Annotated in this window: 14 protein-coding genes and 1 tRNA gene; 6 read left to right on the forward strand and 9 right to left on the reverse strand. The window is 53.2% G+C overall.

Annotation, left to right across the window (positions count from 1 at the left end; all coding sequences use genetic code 11):
* Positions 1-153: 153 nt before the first annotated feature.
* The gene (locus O3W47_RS05490) at positions 154-1512 is read right to left on the reverse strand and encodes a hypothetical protein (RefSeq protein WP_269313170.1); all 1359 of its coding nucleotides are present in this window, start codon (positions 1510-1512) and stop codon (positions 154-156) included.
* Between the two features lie 708 nt (positions 1513-2220).
* Here O3W47_RS05490 and O3W47_RS05495 point away from each other — a divergent pair.
* Positions 2221-3213, forward strand: coding sequence for a site-specific integrase (locus O3W47_RS05495; protein ID WP_269313171.1), 993 nt, complete (start codon positions 2221-2223; stop codon positions 3211-3213).
* Between the two features lie 539 nt (positions 3214-3752).
* Complete coding sequence (locus O3W47_RS05500; RefSeq protein WP_269313172.1) at positions 3753-4790, forward strand: hypothetical protein; 1038 nt, start codon at positions 3753-3755, stop codon at positions 4788-4790.
* A 266-nt stretch (positions 4791-5056) separates the two neighbouring features.
* Here the strand turns inward: O3W47_RS05500 and O3W47_RS05505 are convergent, their stop codons facing one another.
* Positions 5057-5638: a recombinase family protein gene (locus O3W47_RS05505; protein WP_269313173.1), complete on the reverse strand. Its 582-nt coding sequence runs from the start codon at positions 5636-5638 to the stop codon at positions 5057-5059.
* A gap of 223 nt (positions 5639-5861) precedes the next feature.
* On the opposite strand from O3W47_RS05505, the gene O3W47_RS05510 reads away from it, so the two are divergent.
* Positions 5862-6266, forward strand: coding sequence for a hypothetical protein (locus O3W47_RS05510; protein WP_269313174.1), 405 nt, complete (start codon positions 5862-5864; stop codon positions 6264-6266).
* A 22-nt stretch (positions 6267-6288) separates the two neighbouring features.
* Here O3W47_RS05510 and O3W47_RS05515 read toward each other — a convergent pair whose 3' ends face one another.
* The 6 genes from O3W47_RS05515 to O3W47_RS05540 all read right to left on the reverse strand — a co-directional run bounded on the left by O3W47_RS05515 (position 6289) and on the right by O3W47_RS05540 (position 14362).
* Positions 6289-6777 carry a hypothetical protein gene (locus tag O3W47_RS05515; protein WP_269313175.1) on the reverse strand — a complete coding sequence of 163 codons (489 nt, stop codon included), beginning with the start codon at positions 6775-6777 and terminating at the stop codon, positions 6289-6291.
* Between the two features lie 171 nt (positions 6778-6948).
* Complete coding sequence (locus tag O3W47_RS05520; protein ID WP_269313176.1) at positions 6949-8403, reverse strand: type I restriction-modification system subunit M; 1455 nt, start codon at positions 8401-8403, stop codon at positions 6949-6951.
* The gene (locus O3W47_RS05525) at positions 8400-10100 is read right to left on the reverse strand and encodes a DUF262 domain-containing protein (protein WP_269313177.1); all 1701 of its coding nucleotides are present in this window, start codon (positions 10098-10100) and stop codon (positions 8400-8402) included. Before O3W47_RS05525 ends, O3W47_RS05520 begins: the two co-directional genes overlap by 4 nt.
* A 2-nt stretch (positions 10101-10102) precedes the next feature.
* Positions 10103-10627: a hypothetical protein gene (locus O3W47_RS05530; protein WP_269313178.1), complete on the reverse strand. Its 525-nt coding sequence runs from the start codon at positions 10625-10627 to the stop codon at positions 10103-10105.
* 94 nt (positions 10628-10721) lie between these two features.
* Positions 10722-11612: a restriction endonuclease subunit S gene (locus O3W47_RS05535; RefSeq protein WP_269313179.1), complete on the reverse strand. Its 891-nt coding sequence runs from the start codon at positions 11610-11612 to the stop codon at positions 10722-10724.
* An 11-nt stretch (positions 11613-11623) separates the two neighbouring features.
* Positions 11624-14362: a type I restriction endonuclease subunit R gene (locus O3W47_RS05540; protein ID WP_269313180.1), complete on the reverse strand. Its 2739-nt coding sequence runs from the start codon at positions 14360-14362 to the stop codon at positions 11624-11626.
* A gap of 141 nt (positions 14363-14503) precedes the next feature.
* Between O3W47_RS05540 and O3W47_RS05545 the strand changes: the two genes are divergently transcribed.
* Together O3W47_RS05545 and O3W47_RS05550 are read left to right on the forward strand one after the other, a co-directional pair.
* Positions 14504-15436 (forward strand): DUF4357 domain-containing protein, encoded by a 933-nt coding sequence (locus O3W47_RS05545; RefSeq protein ID WP_269313181.1) that lies wholly within the window; start codon positions 14504-14506, stop codon positions 15434-15436.
* 91 nt (positions 15437-15527) lie between these two features.
* Positions 15528-15617: transfer RNA gene (locus O3W47_RS05550), tRNA-Ser, on the forward strand.
* 155 nt (positions 15618-15772) lie between these two features.
* On the opposite strand, the gene O3W47_RS05555 is transcribed toward O3W47_RS05550, so the two are convergent.
* Positions 15773-16207 (reverse strand): hypothetical protein, encoded by a 435-nt coding sequence (locus O3W47_RS05555; RefSeq protein WP_269313182.1) that lies wholly within the window; start codon positions 16205-16207, stop codon positions 15773-15775.
* A gap of 152 nt (positions 16208-16359) precedes the next feature.
* Between O3W47_RS05555 and O3W47_RS05560 the strand changes: the two genes are divergently transcribed.
* On the forward strand, positions 16360-17352 hold the full coding sequence (locus O3W47_RS05560; RefSeq protein ID WP_269313183.1) for a site-specific integrase: 993 nt from the start codon (positions 16360-16362) through the stop codon (positions 17350-17352).
* Positions 17353-17678: the final 326 nt, after the last annotated feature.

A 17678-nucleotide genomic window follows, 5' to 3' on the forward strand; every position in this document is an offset into this window, starting at 1 on the left:
ATCCCCCCTACATCCAAGCTAGCTCTACTAATTCTCAGCGTGTATCAATCGATGTGACAAGCGCCACACCGTCGGCACGACGAATCTGCAAAAGAGACTCAGCCTTCAACATACCGGAAAACTTTACAGATTCCCGTGGCGAAACGAATGTCTTCAATCATCGCCGAACACAATTGAGTTGTCACGATATCGCGGCAGTTGCCAAACAATCTTAGGATGGTCGTCTTGTTTAAGCGATTTCAGGTAGGCTCGGTATTGCGCTTCGGCGTAGTCAAAACAAGAAAGAAATGTGCGGAAACCTGGCTTCCACGCAGAGAGCTCTAGACAAAACAAAAGTGCTTGGTCGAAAAAATCATGAGCGTTCTCCACGAGATATCGCGTGTATTCTGGACTCTCTCCAGAGTGGACAATACTATTTCTAGAACGATAAATTCTATATATTTGCCACTGGACGAGCTTTTCATGTGATGAAATCTTCTCAATGGCAGCATTTTTATTTGAAAGTATGTTTGAAACCGAGGAAATGCGGTTCTTAAGAAGTTCAAAATCATCACATTTTGCGAAAAGCTCCAACCGAGAATCGGCATTCAGATCGCCAGAAAGTAAATGGATAAACTTTGATTTTATGTCCAGTTCAGAACCCTGATCAGGCATATTTTTTATAATATTTGTTAACACTCTCCTATTCCATCGAATTATATCGAAGAACAAATGTGTTGTTATCCTGTTTAAATATCCAAGCAAAAGCACGGGGACAACTTTACCGACAACGTTGCTAATTTTAGATCCACTGTTATCTGATGGCGTTATCGTTTCCAAGCATGTCCACATATTGACGAGCTGGATGTCGTAGCTTGATACGCTAAGACTCATCCCATGAATATTGACTATATTTTGGAACTTATTGGAATCCGGACCAACGTCTAATGATATATTCTCGGAATATCGAGACATAACGCTTTTAGCCTCGCCTTTGCGCATATCTCGGATGTAGTGCATCGTGTTGCTTACAGAAGGAATAGTCTTGAAATCACCCTCGCAGCAATTTTGTTCCACCAGAGCGATGTTCGAAATCTGCATCTCGTCTTTATGACTAAAAACCCGAAAGAAATTATAGACTCCCTCGAGAGACGACTTAGCGCTAACTACAGCAGAATTATAATCCGTCGCAGTCACCAACACCATGCAAAGATTAGATAGGCCAACCTTCGATTTAAATCTTTTAACTTCTTCGATAAATTCTTCAGAGAAGCCTTCATATTCCGGCATATGATCTTCATCGAGGACAAACGCAGAAGATCTTTGCAACGTTCTTTCATCAATAGACGCTATTACTTTATTAATTCCAAAAATAACTTTAAATGTATGATTATGAGGGTAAACTTCCTTGCAAAAATCCTTAAACTGCGCGACTGAAGATATTTCACCACCTTCCCAGAAAAAAATCGACCAATGTTTTTTGTATATGATCCCTCGATACTCCTCTCCATTGTAGAAAAGAAACATATTCACGCGCTAGGAAGTCCATCTTTTCTTTCTTCTTGGCGTCAACAGTAACAACAATTATCGAGGCAACGAGTTCATGAAAATATTCTTGGTTGTTCAATTCGGCGTATGCTATTTCAAAGCGACGCGCGACGTCGTCTATTCTTTCTTTTTCATGCCGTGGCGATATCAAATTATCGAGATCTAACGAAGAGATGGATTTCGCTATGAAGTTGCCTTTCAAGCGAAATCTTATCTCTTCCACAATGTGCGCGAGCGAGCTCATAGATTTATCAATGTGTTGATCGTCGACCGCTTTGGATTCTTTGATTATAGATAGACACTCCCGGAGAAGCCCTTGTATAGACATTGTAGGAGATTTGTAGCTATCGAGAGAATATGGAAATGTTAACTCTTCTAATCTTTGAACAAAAAACAGAAGACCTCGAGTTTCTTCTATATTCACCCAATTGGACATATCCCTAGAAAGCATTATTTTCTAACTCTTCGTTATCAATTATTCGGATGGTAGATAGACGTCTTCTGACAACTATAGATCTACATCTACCACGCCCGTAATCTACTGCAACCAGTAGACGTCTTAGAAATCTCTAAATTTCAAATCCTCCCCAGAAATTCGATATAACACGCCCTTACAGAGTGTGCCTCATAGCGCCCTTGGCCCGCTCGTCGGGGCATCCTACGCTTGATTTTCGAAATCGTTTGGAGATCATGATGGCAACAATCAGAAAACTGAGAGGACGCTGGCAAGCACAGGTGCGACGGCGCGGTATGAAGTCTCGCTGCAAGAGCTTCGACACTAAGCTCGAAGCTGAAAAGTGGGCACGCGAGCTCGAAGCGCAGGTCGACAGGTTCGGAGCTGCTCCTGACACGAAAATCCTTGAATCCACCACGCTCGGACAGCTTCTTGAACGATACCAGCGCGAAGTCTCGCCTCTGAAGCGTGGTGCTGTCCAAGAGATACAGCGGATCGACGTGCTTCGCCGCCATGATCTCGCCTATCGGACGATGATCGGCCTGAGCCAACAGGATATTGCGTCCTTTCGTGACGAGCGGCTTCAGTCGGTAGCTCCATCTACCGCTGTCCGCGAATTAGCGATCCTAAGCCACGTCCTTGAGGTCGCCATCCGCGATTGGGGGCTGCCGCTCGCAAAGAATGTTGTGAAGCTGGTTCGTCGTCCGGTGATCCGCAATGAGCGCAGCCGTCGTCTTGCTCCCGACGAAGAACGGCGGCTGCTTGAAGGTTGCGATGTCGGAAAAATACCTTTTCTGCGCACGTTGTTGATAGTAGCAGTCGAGACCGGGATGCGCCGTGGCGAGCTTCTCGGACTGAAGTGGAGTTATTTCTCACACAATCGCCGTGTGCTCTCTCTGGCTATGACCAAGAACGGTTCCGGTCGTGACGTTCCTTTGTCGCAGCGAGCATTCGATACGCTGACAGCTTGGAAGGAGCATCCAAGCGCAGATAAATCTATGGTGTTTCCAATGCGCGCTGGGACGTTGGAGCAGGCATGGCGCAGGTTGCTGGTGCGCGCTGGAATAAGCGGGTTGCGCTTCCATGATCTCCGTCACGAGGGCGTCAGCCGCTTGTTCGAGCGTGGGCTGAACGTGATCGAGGTCAGCAGCGTGAGCGGGCACAAAGAGCTGCGGATGCTGAGAAGATACACGCACCTCGCCGCTGACGATCTCGTAGCGCGTCTCGGGTAGATTGATCTACAATCTGCATTTGAGCCGTTGCTCTGCGTATAGTGCGCCGGAGGATGTGAAGTCCTAGGAGAAATCGTCTCGACTGAATGGGATGGTTTGGGTCGCCACCGTATCTCGGGGTCCCAAACCACCTCTCCTCCGAGTAGCCGGAGATTTACCTTTTGACAAATACGCGGCTTCAGACGCGGCGGAACCGCCAGAGATCGACCGGAATAGCAGGCACGGCTGGCAACGGGTTTCTTAGGGACAATAAGATACTCGTTTCCGCTACCTTTACGCTAAGTTGACGCGAAACGCCCGATTTCGTGTTTTTTGCTCGTTTTCGGCATCCTTAGTTACCCCAAACTATCGAGCGGTGGATGAGAACGCTTTTTTTGATTTGCTTGTCCGGCGAAAAAGCTCCGCCTGGCCACCTCTGATTTTTTTGAACATTTTTTGAGAGTCCGCCGACGATTCCGCTATATGCTGAAACGAGCTGCCGGCTGCTCATCAAAAAAAGAAACCCGCTTAACTCGCCATAGTGGCGTGAAGGATGAGCTATGACTAAAACACCGAAATCTCCCGAACAATTGCGGGTCGGCTCCCTCATCGAGACGATCCAGCAACATCCGACCAAGGTGCTCCAGGCCGAGCGGCAGCTCTATGGCATGAAGTGGTTTGATTACCGGTTCATGTCCCCGCATGATGCCAACATGCTCTTTGCTCGAACCTATCAAGAAATCTTCCGTCGGAAATTCGCGGCAGAGGTTGATTCCCAATCTGTCGAAAACGTCAGCGGCATTCATCTCTGCACGATTGCAACTAATGCCCGCGAGAGAAGTCATCTTGTTGCCGCCCGCCAGAGGGCAGATGAATTTGGGATTACTTATCCGGTCTATATCGAGGCGGCTTTTGACTTCGCACTGCGCCGAGGCAATAAGCGAAAGAAATTTCCGCGCCCAAATCAGCTTCATGGCAATGACGCATCCGCAGACCTTTTTGTGGAATATGTAACTGGCAGGTGGAGAGAACATGTGATCGCTGGTCTGGCCCGCGTCGAACATCCCTCCTACCTCATCGAAAACTATCGAAAAATCCCGGCTCAAGATGACTTCCGGCGCTTCATCCTTGAACACGTGCAAGAGGTCAGCATGCCGCTTCACCGTGCAATCCAGATTTTCAGCTATGATAGAAAGCAGGTTCCGGCTGAAATCTTCAGGTCTGTTGTGACCGAGGAGGTCTTCGAACGAGCGCTGGCGATCGCTGATAGCGATCTCCGTGATGGTCCAGTAGCAGAGATTACTACCACTTCATCGAATTCTACGGAGCGTTGGCCGACTTGCTTCGGGATGCACTACACCCATGACCCTTCCTCGAAGGAGTGCTCATCCTGCCCGCAGAGACAGGGCTGCAAAAAGCTTGGCGATGTCGTTCTGAGCGAAGCTTCTAAACAGTGCGGAGTGGATGACCCGGCAGGAGATTACAACAAACGGATGGACCGGAAGCGCCAACAACGGTGTAGAGCCAAAAAGCGCGCTCAAACAGATGACAGCGGTTCAGGTACGCGCCCACACAATGATGTGCAGGTTTTTTCCTAACCGGAGCAGATTTTGGAAACAAAAACGTGTCACGCTACCAAATATTCTTCTAATTCTAAGATAAGAGAGAATTGGTAGCGTGACATTCCAGCACTCTCCGGCCTGTAAACAAAGAGCTGACGTCTGACAGATGGCAAGACTTCCGGTGGTTTAGAGGAGATCGGCAGGAACAGAAAACCTTCATAGAGACTCACCAGCGAGCACCGGTTTTGAGACGAACATTTCCTTGCCCGGTGCGCTGTAGCCAGCCAGCGAGCTTCCCTGAGTCAATGAGAAGCATCCAGACGCTGCGCGTCGACCTTGAGAGTTCGAAGCAATGTCCGTGGGTGAATTCCATGCTGTTTCGCGATGGCCTCGGCGGTGGCTGAACCGCTGGCTAGAGCCTGTCGAGCGTCCCGGCGCTGATCGTCTGTCATTGCAGGGCGACGACCGATGCGGCTCCCACGAGCACGAGCGGCAGCCATACCAGCCCGCGTCCGTTCGCTAATCAGCGACCGCTCGAACTCGGCCATCGACGCGAGAACGTGCAGCAAGAGCCGACCGGCTGGCGTGCCAGTGTCCAAGCTTTCGCTCAACGACCGGAATTCCACCCCGCGCTCATTGAGGTCACGAATGAGTTTGAGCAATTCGAATAGAGAGCGCCCCAGACGGTCGAGACGCCAGACAACGATGCTATCTCCGCGCCGAAGCTTTCGAAGCAGGCGCGTCAGACCGGGTCTTGTAAAGTCCGCGCCGGAATATCCTTCATCGGTAAGGACATCGGTGCATCCCGCTGCCCTCAGCGCCGACATTTGTAAGTCGAGGCTTTGTTCCACGGTGCTGACGCGAGCATATCCCAAGGTGTTCATTCCGCCTGCCGCCTAAATTTTTGGTGCAATTAATCCGTGCATGATACCCGGCAAGCCCTTGATTAAAAGGAACCTTTTCGTGCAGCATGGCATTTCTGTTGACCGAGAAAGCGTCTCCGAAGGTTTTCAATACGTTATCTTCGTGCGCCATATCGTCGGTTCGTTATGACGGAACCCTTCCCTTTAGTGCGGCACTTCCATCACGAATTTTCCGGAGGGTCATATGCTCAGCAAAAAAATGGCTAAAATGCTCACTCGAACCGGAGTGACGCTCACCATGTTGATCGGCTTACTGAGCACTCCGGTGGTTGCGGGCCCGCTGGACACCGCTTACGCGAATGCGATGGTCCCTTACGTCGTGCTGAAACGCGGCTCTATCGAATGTGGCAAGCCCGCAGGGGAGCATATTTCCTATAAGACGCGGCTCCTTGGTATCCTCGGTCGTGTTCCAAGTATCGATTTGATTACAGCCGACAGAGAAATCGAACGGGCATTCGAGCGAGAAGCACCTAGGACGAGTTACACGGAATGCTCAGATACCCTTCTTCAGCGGTATCAGAACACTCTCGCCTCAGACGCGGAGAGGGCGCTTCAATATCTCGCTGAGCAGGTTCGTGCATATCCGTAAACTAGTAGATCGATCTACTGTTCTAGATATGCTTGTTCTTTTCAAGCCATCCTTCCAATGCGGCCAACAGTGTCGGTCGCAAACGGCTGCCATTGTGAAGAGCTTGCCCTAAGGAGGGGTTGAGGCGTTTTTCGCCCAACTCAGCCATGACATCGCCCATCCGCAAATTACGTCTGGCTATTATCGCTTTGATACGCGACTTCGCCCACGATTGGAGGCGAAGATCAACTGCAACGGGTAGAGTCGCACCGGCGGGGCTGAGGTGCGGCATGTTTACGCCGGATTGAGCCAGCAGCCACTTTTCGAATTCATCTCTTTCTTGTGTGCTGGCTTTCTGCCAAGCGTTCTTCAATTCGTGGAGCCGAGTCCGGGACTTCTTCAAGCCGGCAGCGATTGCGGCCTCGGTGATCGTCCTGTGCTTTCCCGCCTGTAGGTCTGCGTAGATCGCCGGGAACTCGCCCCTCAGTCGCTCTTCGTAATATGCGCTATCCCGTTTCTGCTTCTTCGGCATCTCAAAATTCATCCGGATCAAAATGTGGTCGATCTAAGCGCGCAGACACAAAAGCGCCAGAACGACTCGCCGGCGCGCGTCGCTCGCTTTCCGCCGTCCGAATCGACCAACAGCTCAGAGCCAGCCGGTGAGCGCCCCTGAGTCAACCAGACACGTTCCGCAACAGGACAGTTAGACACTCAGTCCTCCGAGCGCCTTCGCCACGTTGCGGAACTTATCCAGAGCAAGCTCCAGGCTTTCAACGACTTCAGCAGCAACTTCGTCTGGTGGCGGGAGGAGCGCAGGGTCTTCCAGGCTGTCGTCCTTTAGCCAGAAGATATCGAGATTGACCTTGTCGCGGACCAGCAAGGCTTCGAGCGGGTAACGCTTGAACCGTTCGCTCTCCGCACGCTCGTGACGCCGTCCGGCTTTGTAGTTGGTCACGAAGTCGTCGAGATCGGCGCGAACCATCGGGCGCTCCTTCAAGGTGAAGCGCTTGTTGGTTCTCAGGTCATAGATCCAGAGTTCCTTGGTCGATGCCTCTTCCGAGGGCGGCTTCTTGTCGAAGAAGAGAACATTGGCCTTGACCCCCTGCTTGTAGAAGATGCCGGTCGGCAGGCGCAGCAGCGTGTGGAAATCGAAATTCTGCAGGAGGCGTCGACGAATGGTTTCACCGGCCCCGCCTTCGAACAGCACGTTGTCGGGCAACACAACGCCGGCCTCGCCGTTGGGGGCTAGCACAGTCATGATGTGCTGCAGGAAGTTCAGCTGCTTGTTGGACGTAGTGACAAAGAAATCCTGGCGATCGTAATCCTCGCGTTCGGTGTCAACTTCGCCATCATCGCGGATGACGCGGTAGCTCTGCTTCTTGCCGAAGGGTGGGTTTGCCAGCACGACATCATAGGTCTTGCCACCCGCGCCCAGCAACGCATCTTTGGCCTCAACGATCGACTCCACGCCAGTGATGCCATGCAGATAGAGGTTCATGGCAGCAAGCCGAACCACTTCGGGCACGATATCTGCGCCGGAGAACTTGTTCTTCAATGCCGAATAGACGGCCCGATCGCGTGCCTTCGGGTGCTTCTTCATATGCTCCCAGGCAGCCAACAAAAAGCCGGCAGTGCCACAGGCAGGATCATGCACAGTCTGATGCGGCTTTGGGTCTACAACTTCCACCATGGCGTCGATTACCGGGCGTGGTGTGAAGTATTGGCCGGCGCCTGATTTCACGTCTTCAGCGTTGCGGGCAAGCAAGCCCTCGTAAATGTCGCCTTTGACGTCCACGGGCAGGCCAAGCCAGGTTTCGCTGTCGATCAGCCCTACCAGACGCTTCAGTTTCGCCGGATCCTGGATCTCGTTCTGCGCCTTGAGGAAGATCGCACCGATGATGCCGCCCTGTTTCGACAGGGTCTCCAGCAGTTTGCTATAGGCCGCACTCAGTGACTCTCCAGAGAGATCCCGAATATCTGACCAAGCTGCTCCCTCAGGCAGCATAGAGGCTTCGCCGATCTGCGTGACGCGCTCGTCATCCATCTTCAGGAAGAGGAGATAAGATATCTGGCTGATATAGGCTTGATAGGAGACGCCCTGGTCGCGAAGCACATTCGCGAAATTCCAGACCTTGGCGACGAGCGTTTGAGAATTCATGCTGTTTTCTCCGGGGCAATGTCCCAGGTGCTGAAGAGTTTGTTGAGAAGCAATTGTTGTCTTTCCTCAAGAATACTCGGCGCCCATTCAGACTTGTCGAGCACCTGAGTCGTGATGACAAATGGGGACACCCCGCCATGTTCCATAAAATAGCGCTGTTTCTTGGTGGTGAAGTCCCAGTTGCTCGCCTGTGCGTTTTTCCGGATGGTCAGGAGCATCAAATTTCCAAGGCGGTGCGTCCAGTGTTCGCGGATAGCATCGTCGCTAAAGTCCCAAAACCAATTGCTGTCCGCCTGAGGGTTCTGTGGGAGCACGTGTTCCACCGATACCGTGCTGTGATCGTAGGTAGCGCCGCCGGACGATAACTCAGCATCCAGCCTTAGGAGCAAGGGTAGGCGAACCCTCGTTGCGAGATAAATCGGGCCATCGAGTTGTCGCCTGAAGAACGCCTTGTCGGTCTCGCTCAAGACGATCGATCGATCCCGCCACGCCCCTTCGTGCAGATCCGTCAACACGAGTGCGAAGCGCTTTATGCGTTCGTTGATGTCTGCCCTCGTGACAAAGAGGAAATAGGCGAGCGTTTCGAGCCGTCGCATGAAGTCGCCTGCTTCCGCAGGGTCCGGTTTGTTATGGGCGAAGAACTTGAGCGCGACCGGCAGCCAGTCATTGTTGTCGAGCTTCGTTAGATACTTAAGCCGTTTTGTTGCTGGATCTCCGAATCTCTGAGCGAAAAGGACCGGCGACATCAACAGCGCATAGGTAGAGCCGAACGGTTGCAGCACGTTTTTCATGAAGTGCTGATAGTTTCCGAAGTCGGTGACAAACCGTTTAAAGCCGACTTCAAGGCGTTCACGCGGTTTGTCGCGCTGGTAAATCATGCGAATATGTTGGAATAGCTCTGCAAACCTCTCTCTTCCTAACTGCTCTTCAAGCGCTTCCCAGGTATCGGAATAGTTTTTTTCCTCAGCTTCTGGCACGCGATCCAAGAGATCGGCCTTCAAGATGTCTGCTGGGGTGAGGTCTAGACCGCGTGCGTTGAGGACGGTGAAGACCTTATGCGCGACGTCCACGTTCGACACCGCGATCACGACGAGGTAACAGCGCTGCAGCAGAAATGCCATCAAGCCGTCACGCTGTTCCGCAGAGAGTGTCTCAAGTCGTCTCCGGAGGTAGCGGGCGTTCTCAACGATGAGTAGACGACTATCGGTCAGCCCCTTGGAGTCAGGCAGTTTGTCCGTCTGCCCTCTGATCTGGATTGTTTCCCTGAAGAACTCATCGTCGCGCTTGCGGAGTGTCAGCCGATAACGGCTCCTCGTCCCCTTGTCCGGGTCGCCCTCTTCGCAGATGTAGCTATGTCGTTTCATGCTAACGTCGTGAGATGAGAGGTCACGCAAGACTGACAAGAGAATGGTCAAAGTTGTTAAGCGCTGCTGGCCATCGACCACCTTGGCCTCCGGCGATCCAGGCTGCTTGATCAAGACAATGCTGCCGAGGAAGTATGTGATCGGCTCCTTGGTATCGATGGCGTCATGCAGGGCGGACATAATGTCATCGAGCAGTGCCTGCGTCTGCTCTTGTTCCCAAGCATAGGGCCGCTGATAGGTGGGAATCGAGAAGGCAAACTCGTCGCTGAAAACCCGACTCAGTCGCTCTTGGCCAGCCTTTATTGGCTCCAGTTCCATTGGTTCGAACAACATGATTATACCTTTTTGCGGCGGTTCATCTGCTTGAAATTGGCACTCTCTTGCGTCTTGAGGCGGCTCAATAATTGGGAAGCCGGCTCGTCAGCCGCATCTTGCGGCACGAGGGTCCCTTCGAAGGCCGATTTCAAGATGGCTTGGCGGAGCCGGGTCGCGTCCGCTTCTCCTGCCTCAAGAAGAGTGTAACAATCGGAGAAACTAGTGAGGGCTTGTGCCACCCGTTTGGAGATTTCTAATGCCTCGGTCGATGGAGGGATGGGAATGGGCGTTCCCTTTAACGACTCCCCGGACAGACCTTGCTGGCCTGCTGTAGTTTTGATGTTGGACGCAATGTGCTTCCTGCTGGCACCCGTGTTGACTGCTATTTCGACAAAATTGGCATGGGGGTGCAGTTCTTTGCGAAGCCTCACCCTGATTATTTTGTCAGGATAGTAGCGGGGAATGCTAGTATATAGGGCTCCTACGCCCACGAGATCGGCGGAACCATTGTATCTGGTAAACAACAGATCACCTGCAGCGACCATTGCTTCCCGCGCGCTTCCAATCTGATCGTCAGATAGATATCGAATCTGACTCTCGTCTATTCTCAACGGTCTCACGGCTGAGATGCGTAGAATCTCATGTCCGTTCTTGCTTGCTCGTGGCGCCGCAGAAGTCCCATTTCTTACGGATGAAGCGACTTCGTCTAGGGTTGCCCAAGCCCAGCCCTCCGGTAGTTCCGGCAAGTCCGATGTGTCGAGCGGCGGGCTTGCCGCAGCCTTTTGCCGCGTCCCGATTTGGGGTCGCGTCACGCTCGGCCTTGATGCGAGCGAGAAGATCGTGACCGGTCTCATTGGGCTGATTGTTCTCCCGCCAGTCGCGGGTAAGCTCTCCGGTGACGGCGCTTTTCAGCACGGCGCGACGAAACGTCTCTAGCCCCTTTCGTGCGTCCTCAAGGGCTGCCTCGCCGTTCGCGATCTCAGCGAAGAGTGTGTCGATACGTTCCACGATGCGACGTTGTTCTGCGAACGGGGCAATGGGAAGCAATAGCTCTTCAACGAACGCACGTGGAAGTTCTCGCTGATTGGTGGAGCCTACATGCCCTTCGTCAACGAGATGCTGAACGCGACCGGTTTCAACAAAATAGCCAAGATATCGGGGATCGATTTCGACAGGTCGGACGATGGTCACATGAGAGTCGGCAGTTAGCTCCTCGATGGAGCCGTCGTATACTGTCGCTCGACCTATGGTGCCTGTCCCGGTCGAATTCCACAGGAGGTCCCCTCGGCGAAGTCTCAGCTCTGGAGAAAGACGGTCGAATGCATCACGTGCAGTCAATCGAAGATGCTGCACGTCGAGCCGATGCCATCTGACGCACTTCTGATTAACGACTGGGACGCCGTTCTTCTCGACATAACTAGGACCGCGTCCACGTCCAATAAATGAAGTGATGGCCTTGAGCGGCACCCAACACCAACCCTCCGGCAGCGTCCAAGGTTGATCCTGTGATCCGCTTGTGTCTGCCGCCACTCTCATATCCATTATGCCACCAAGACTTCCGTCAGTTCATCTAAGAGCGACCGTAGCCGTTGCCCAAACAGGCCGCGCGCCTTGATCGTGCCGCCGCGGCTGGCAAATTCTGGCGCATCCATAATGTCTTCCGGGCGGATTTCGATGTTCACCGCCAGATGATCACGGATGGCTAGGAGCCAGGCGCGCTGCTCGTCGCTATAGATTCGCCCCGCTTTTTCTTCGCGGCCGAGCCAGAGATTGAAACGACCGGCGACCAGGGACGACAGCGGCTCCAGCGATTCGGCCTCTCCCATAGCATAACGAACCAACATGACGATATCGGCCAGCGTGCCTGCGGGGTTGCCACGCACCTTCTCCGAAGCAATGCGCTTGTAGGCGCGCCAGATATCGACTGGTTCTAGCAACCATGGTGGTCGCTTCAGAGCCTCGCGCAACTCATCAACCGCCTCATAAGTCAGCCGCTTTTGCGCATAGGGCCGGTGATAAAGAATCTGGAGAGCGACGAGCTCATCCTGCTTTTCCTCGAGGAAACTCTTGAACCGGTTGACCGTGTCGCCCGCCTTGGCCTCATCCCAGCCGGAGGAAACGACGGCGTCGACCGAGATCGTATCAATACGGATATCAGCGGCTGCTTTCACGTCCTTCAACAGCGTGCGCAGCTTGGGATCGTCAAAGAGCATTGCCGCCTGTTCTTTTACGGCATCTTTGGCGCGCTGCTGTTCCGGCTCCGGTGCCGATTTGGGCACATGGGCTGCTAGGGCATCCGGGTCTATTGCATCCAGAAGCTGCGAAGCCATCGCCTTGAGGTCCAGCCCACCCGTCGCCTTTGCTACGGCGGCGCGGTCCTTGTCACTGATGCGGCGGTCGAGCGCTGAGAGGCGTGCAGCCAGGGTCGCGAAAGCATCGTCATCCCTGCGACCAGCGGCGATCTCATCAATCAGCTTGTCGAAGGAAATGGCGCGGTTTCGCTCCAACGGCTGCGAAATGCTCTTGAGGCTTTCGGAAACACCCACCGCATCGACCAGGACGAAGCGTGTCTTGGCGTCTGCGTCCGGCGTCACCTCCCGCAGCTTTTCCGGTGTGATGGTTCGCGCGCCGCGCCCCTTCATCTGTTCGAAATAGAGCTCTGACTTTACGTCGCGTAGGAAGATCAGGGCTTCCAACGGCTTCACGTCGGTGCCGGTGGCAATCATGTCCACGGTGACGGCAATGCGGGGATTGTAGTCGTTGCGGAAGGCGCGAATGAGCTGTTCTGGATCAGCATCGTCAACCTTGTAGGTGATCTTCTTGGCGAAGTCGTTGCCCTCGCCGAACACGTCGCGGACGATTGTGACAATCTCCTCGGCGTGGTGATCATCCTTGGCGAAGATCAAGGTCTTTGGCACTTCTGTTCGGCCCGGAAACAGCTCAGTGAACAGGGAGTCTCGATAGGTTTCGAGCACCGTGCGGATCTGGTTCGGAACAACCACCGTCCGGTCAAGCTGGTCAGCGGTGTAGGCAAAGTCCTCGTTGAGTGTCTCATAGCGCTCCGCACGGGTGCGCTTGTCTCGAACCGGGAGATCATAGCCGGCCCTTACGGTCGATCCGCGTTCGCCGATCTCAGTTCTGATACGGTAGATCTCGAAGCCGACATTGACACCATCGACCACTGACCGCTCGTAAGGATATTGCGCGACGAGGTTGCGCCCGAAGAAGCCCAGCGTGTGAAGCGAGGGCGTTGCGGTCAGTCCCACGATGAAGGCGTCGAAGTAGTCCAGAACTTGCCGCCAGGTTCCGTAGATTGATCTATGACATTCGTCCGTGATGACGAGGTCGAAGCTTTCGATCGGAATGGACGAGTTGTAGCTGACGAACCGCTCTTGGCCGCCTGCGATGCCCTCGAAGGCTGAGGCCTCTTCGTCGTCTTCCGCCAGTTCCTTGCCGGTAAGCACGGAGTAAACGCGCTGGATCGTCGACACGACGATCTGAGCATCCTTATCGATCCCGGCGCTGCCGAGCTTCTGGACGTTGTAAATCTCAGAAAACGAGCGTCCGGTGCCGGGTGGACGATAGGCGAGATACTCATCTCGCGTCTGGCGAACGAGGTTTGCCCGATCGGCGAGGAATAGAATGCGCTTGAAACCGGCATGGGCCAGCAGCCGGTGGCTGAGTGTGGCTGCCGTGAATGTCTTGCCAGCACCTGTCGCCATCTGAACCAAGGCCCGTGGCCGGTTCTCGCCAAGTGACTGCTCGATATTGGTGACCGCATCGATCTGGCAGTTTCGCAATCCGTCCTCGATGAGAGGCGGCATGTGCTGCAATCGCGCTCGCAGTGTCAACGGTTCGCGCAGCCAACGCGCCATGGTCTCGGGTCGATGAAAAGCAAAGACGCGGCGTGATGTTGGCCGAGGATCCGAATGATCGCGGAACAAGGTCTCGCTTCCGGAAGCGACATACTCAAATCGCACCTGGCCATCTTCTCGAATTAGATGACCGGGCATGTCGTGAATGTAGCGCTCGGCTTGATCCGAGAAGCCCGAAAGTGTTGTGCCCTCTGCTTTCGCTTCGACGACACCGGACAACCGCCGCCCGACGAACAGAGCATAGTCAACAGGCCCCGAGGCTGTTTGAAATTCGCGGACGGCAACGCCTACCCCGGCGCCCAGATTTATTTCTGATCTCGATTGAACGATCCAGCCACACGCCATCAGCTGCCGGTCAATAAGCGACCGGGCTCGATCCTCAGGATGAAAAGCTGCTTCGTTCATGCTCGCGACATTACGAATAGAGAACGGAATAGGGAAGCCAAATTGCACGCTGAGGATGAGAAGTTTTAGGCTGGGCTTTGACTTTTAGTCGATGTTTCATGTTACTAGCGTTCAATCACGGGTAAGGGAGCGCTGCCGTTCATGAGCTACGGGGAAACCGTCGGTCGGGTTGTAAAGATCTTTATTACGGGGCAGGACCCCCGCAGCCTTCGCACTGTCGAGCTAGACAACTGGACGGGTGTTGCGATCACCGGGCAGCCAGAGTTCTTCAAGAAGGCGCTTGAAGCGGAAGTTTTGGCGCGATCCTGCGTTTACCTGTTGATCAAGAGTGGTGCGGACGACGACCTACCAGCGATCTATGTGGGCGAAAGCGATGACTTCTCTCAGCGTTATACGAACGCCAAATTTCCGATCGAATTCGACACCTTCCTAATCTTCACGAACAAGGACGATAACCTGACGCGGGCGCACGTCAAATGGCTCGAAGAGAAACTATGGTCCATTTTGAAAGGCAATAGTGGCAAGGTGGTTGTCGCCAATGCGAACAAGCCGACGAGCTCAAATTTGCCGCGTGCCGATGTTGCGACGATGCAAACCTATCTTGGAAACATGATCTATGTTCTGGAAGCGCTCGGATATGATCTCTTCTCTGTCCGGGAGAGAACCTCTACGGCGCCAGCCGGACATAGGGAAGAGCGCGACGACGAGGCGCAGAACTTGGTTTTCGACCTCTATGCCACACTGCCAAAGCGGGTCGATGATCGGGCCTTTCTTCGCTACGAGGATGGCGCCTACGTTTTGAAATCTGGCTCTAAAATCAACGCGCGTATCACAGAAAGTTTGCCATCGAATGTGCGAAAGCTACGTGAGCAGTTGATTGAAGATGGCGGCCTTGTCGAGGTTGGTGATCACATGGAGCTCACCAAAGACATTCCATTCTCAAAACCTTCACCAGCCTCCGCTCTTGTCAAGGGCCGAAGCTCTACAGGCTATCAGGACTGGTTGAGGATGACAGATGGTGTGCCGCTTGGCGCCGTGCTCGGTATTGCGGCCGCTATCAGAGAGGTGGTCTAACGGCGGGGTAAGGCCACACTGCCGGCGCACAAAATGCGAATTGCAAGCATCAATCCTCACCGGTATGAACGGTCCGCTTACCACAGCGCGCGGAGAGGTGGCAGAGTGGTCGAATGCACCGCACTCGAAATGCGGCATACCTGCAAGGGTATCGTGGGTTCGAATCCCACCCTCTCCGCCATAATTTTCCTTGGGTGTGCAAGGTTTTCACACGATCAGCTGATATCTCGCGATCTTTGATGCCTGCGACGAGGGTGGCCGGGCCACACTCGAGGCACTGTGGACGTAGCCTCTCAGATACTCGCAAATGATTCCAGGAGCGGAGTTACTAATCACTTACGGTTTCGCTGATTGTGCAGTCGCGATTAACACTATGCCAACCAGGGCAGACATACCCCAAATTAGAAGCAGGCTGACGATGAAAACGCCGACTGCGTGCCATAGGTATCCCTTGCCACTCGTGTCGGCATCTTCAATGAAGAGTCGAACCAAAAGCTTTCCGGGAATGCTAAGGAAACCAATCGTCATAATAGACGCAAAAATATAAAGAACAGAGAGAATTGCGTAGTAGCCGACGAATTCTTGGCATGACTGAAATTGATAACCTTTCAGTTCATTTCTAAGCCACTGAGCTAAGAATAGCACAAGTGCAGTGCGCATGATCATATTTATATAGTCTGAAATCCACTTTGCTGCGTTGAAGCGTTTGTCTATTGTTGAATACATCAACAAATCAAAAAATAGTTCTATTTTTTTTCGAATATCTTTCATTTTATTTTACCTGAGTGAAAAATTGGGACGGTTGGCTGCGTAGGTTGCTGCTGTAATATTATTGAGTTAACGAAAGCCTCAGTGCCGGGATAATCCTTGGCACCCCTTATGGGGCATCCTACTCGTGAGCTTCGATACAAATTGGAGATCACATGGCGACAGTCCGGAAGCTCAGAGGACGCTGGCAAGCACAGGTGCGCCGTCGTGGCATGAAGCCCCGATGCAAGAGCTTCGACACGAAGCTCGAAGCGGAAAAGTGGGCGCGCGATCTCGAAGCACAGGTTGACAGGTTCGGTGCTGCGCCGGACACGAAAATCCTAGAAAGCACAACGCTCGGACAGCTTCTCGAACGATACCAGCGCGAAGTCTCGCCTTTGAAGCGCGGCTCCGTCCAAGAGATACAGCGCATTGATGTGTTGCGCCGCCATGATCTCGCCTACCGGACGATGATCGGCCTGAGCCAACAGGACATAGCGTCGTTCCGTGACGAGCGGCTTCAGAGTGTAGCTCCGTCGACTGCTGTCCGCGAACTTGCGATCCTCAGCCATGTGGTTGAAGTCGCTATCCGCGATTGGGGGCTACCGCTAGCGAAGAACGTAGTGAAGCTGGTGCGTCGTCCGGTGATACGTAACGAACGCAGCCGACGTCTGACCGGCAACGAAGAGCAGCATCTGTTAGACGCATGCGACAGCGGCAAGATCCCTTTTCTTAAGACGCTCCTGATTCTCGCTATCGAGACAGGGATGCGCCGTGGTGAAATCTTGGGAATGCATTGGTCTCACGTCTCTCATAACCGGCGCGTGATCAACTTGACCATGACGAAGAACGGCTCCGGTCGTGATGTGCCTCTGTCACAGCGCGCATTCGAAGCGCTGACCGAATGGAAGTCTCGCGCTGATGCCGATCAGCCTCTGGTATTTCCGCTGAGCGCTGGTTCGCTTGAGCAGGTTTGGCGTCGGCTGTTGATACGCGGCCAGATCAAAGGGCTGCGTTTCCATGATCTTCGTCACGAGGGTGTGAGCCGTTTGTTCGAGCGTGGGCTGAACGTGATTGAGGTGAGCACCATATCAGGTCACAGCGAATTACGAATGTTAAAGCGATACACTCATTTGAATGCCGACGATCTTGTAGGTCGCCTCGGCTAAGGTGGTTCCGAGTAGATATATCACCCATTGGTAGGTTACATAAAGTTTACATTCGCTTTATGGTTGTTATCATAAGACAACTTTAGGAGTCATTTTACCGATAAAATGTTCGGTTTTGAGCCGTTTATCCGGTCAAAATCACGCTTTAGGTTGCGCTAAGTTTACGTTTGATTGACACTTTTGAACGGAATTCCGGTTTTTCCGGAGGTGTAAACTTAATAGACTTCTAAAACATTGCCGGTGCGTGACATCGGGTTCAGGCACTCAGCAGCGCTTCAAAATCACTGTCGCAGGGATAGTTCTCTGCGCTGCTTGCGGTTGAAACG

Origin of the sequence: Agrobacterium sp. LMR679, from assembly GCF_027157905.1 — a bacterium.
Taxonomy (GTDB): domain Bacteria; phylum Pseudomonadota; class Alphaproteobacteria; order Rhizobiales; family Rhizobiaceae; genus Agrobacterium; species Agrobacterium leguminum.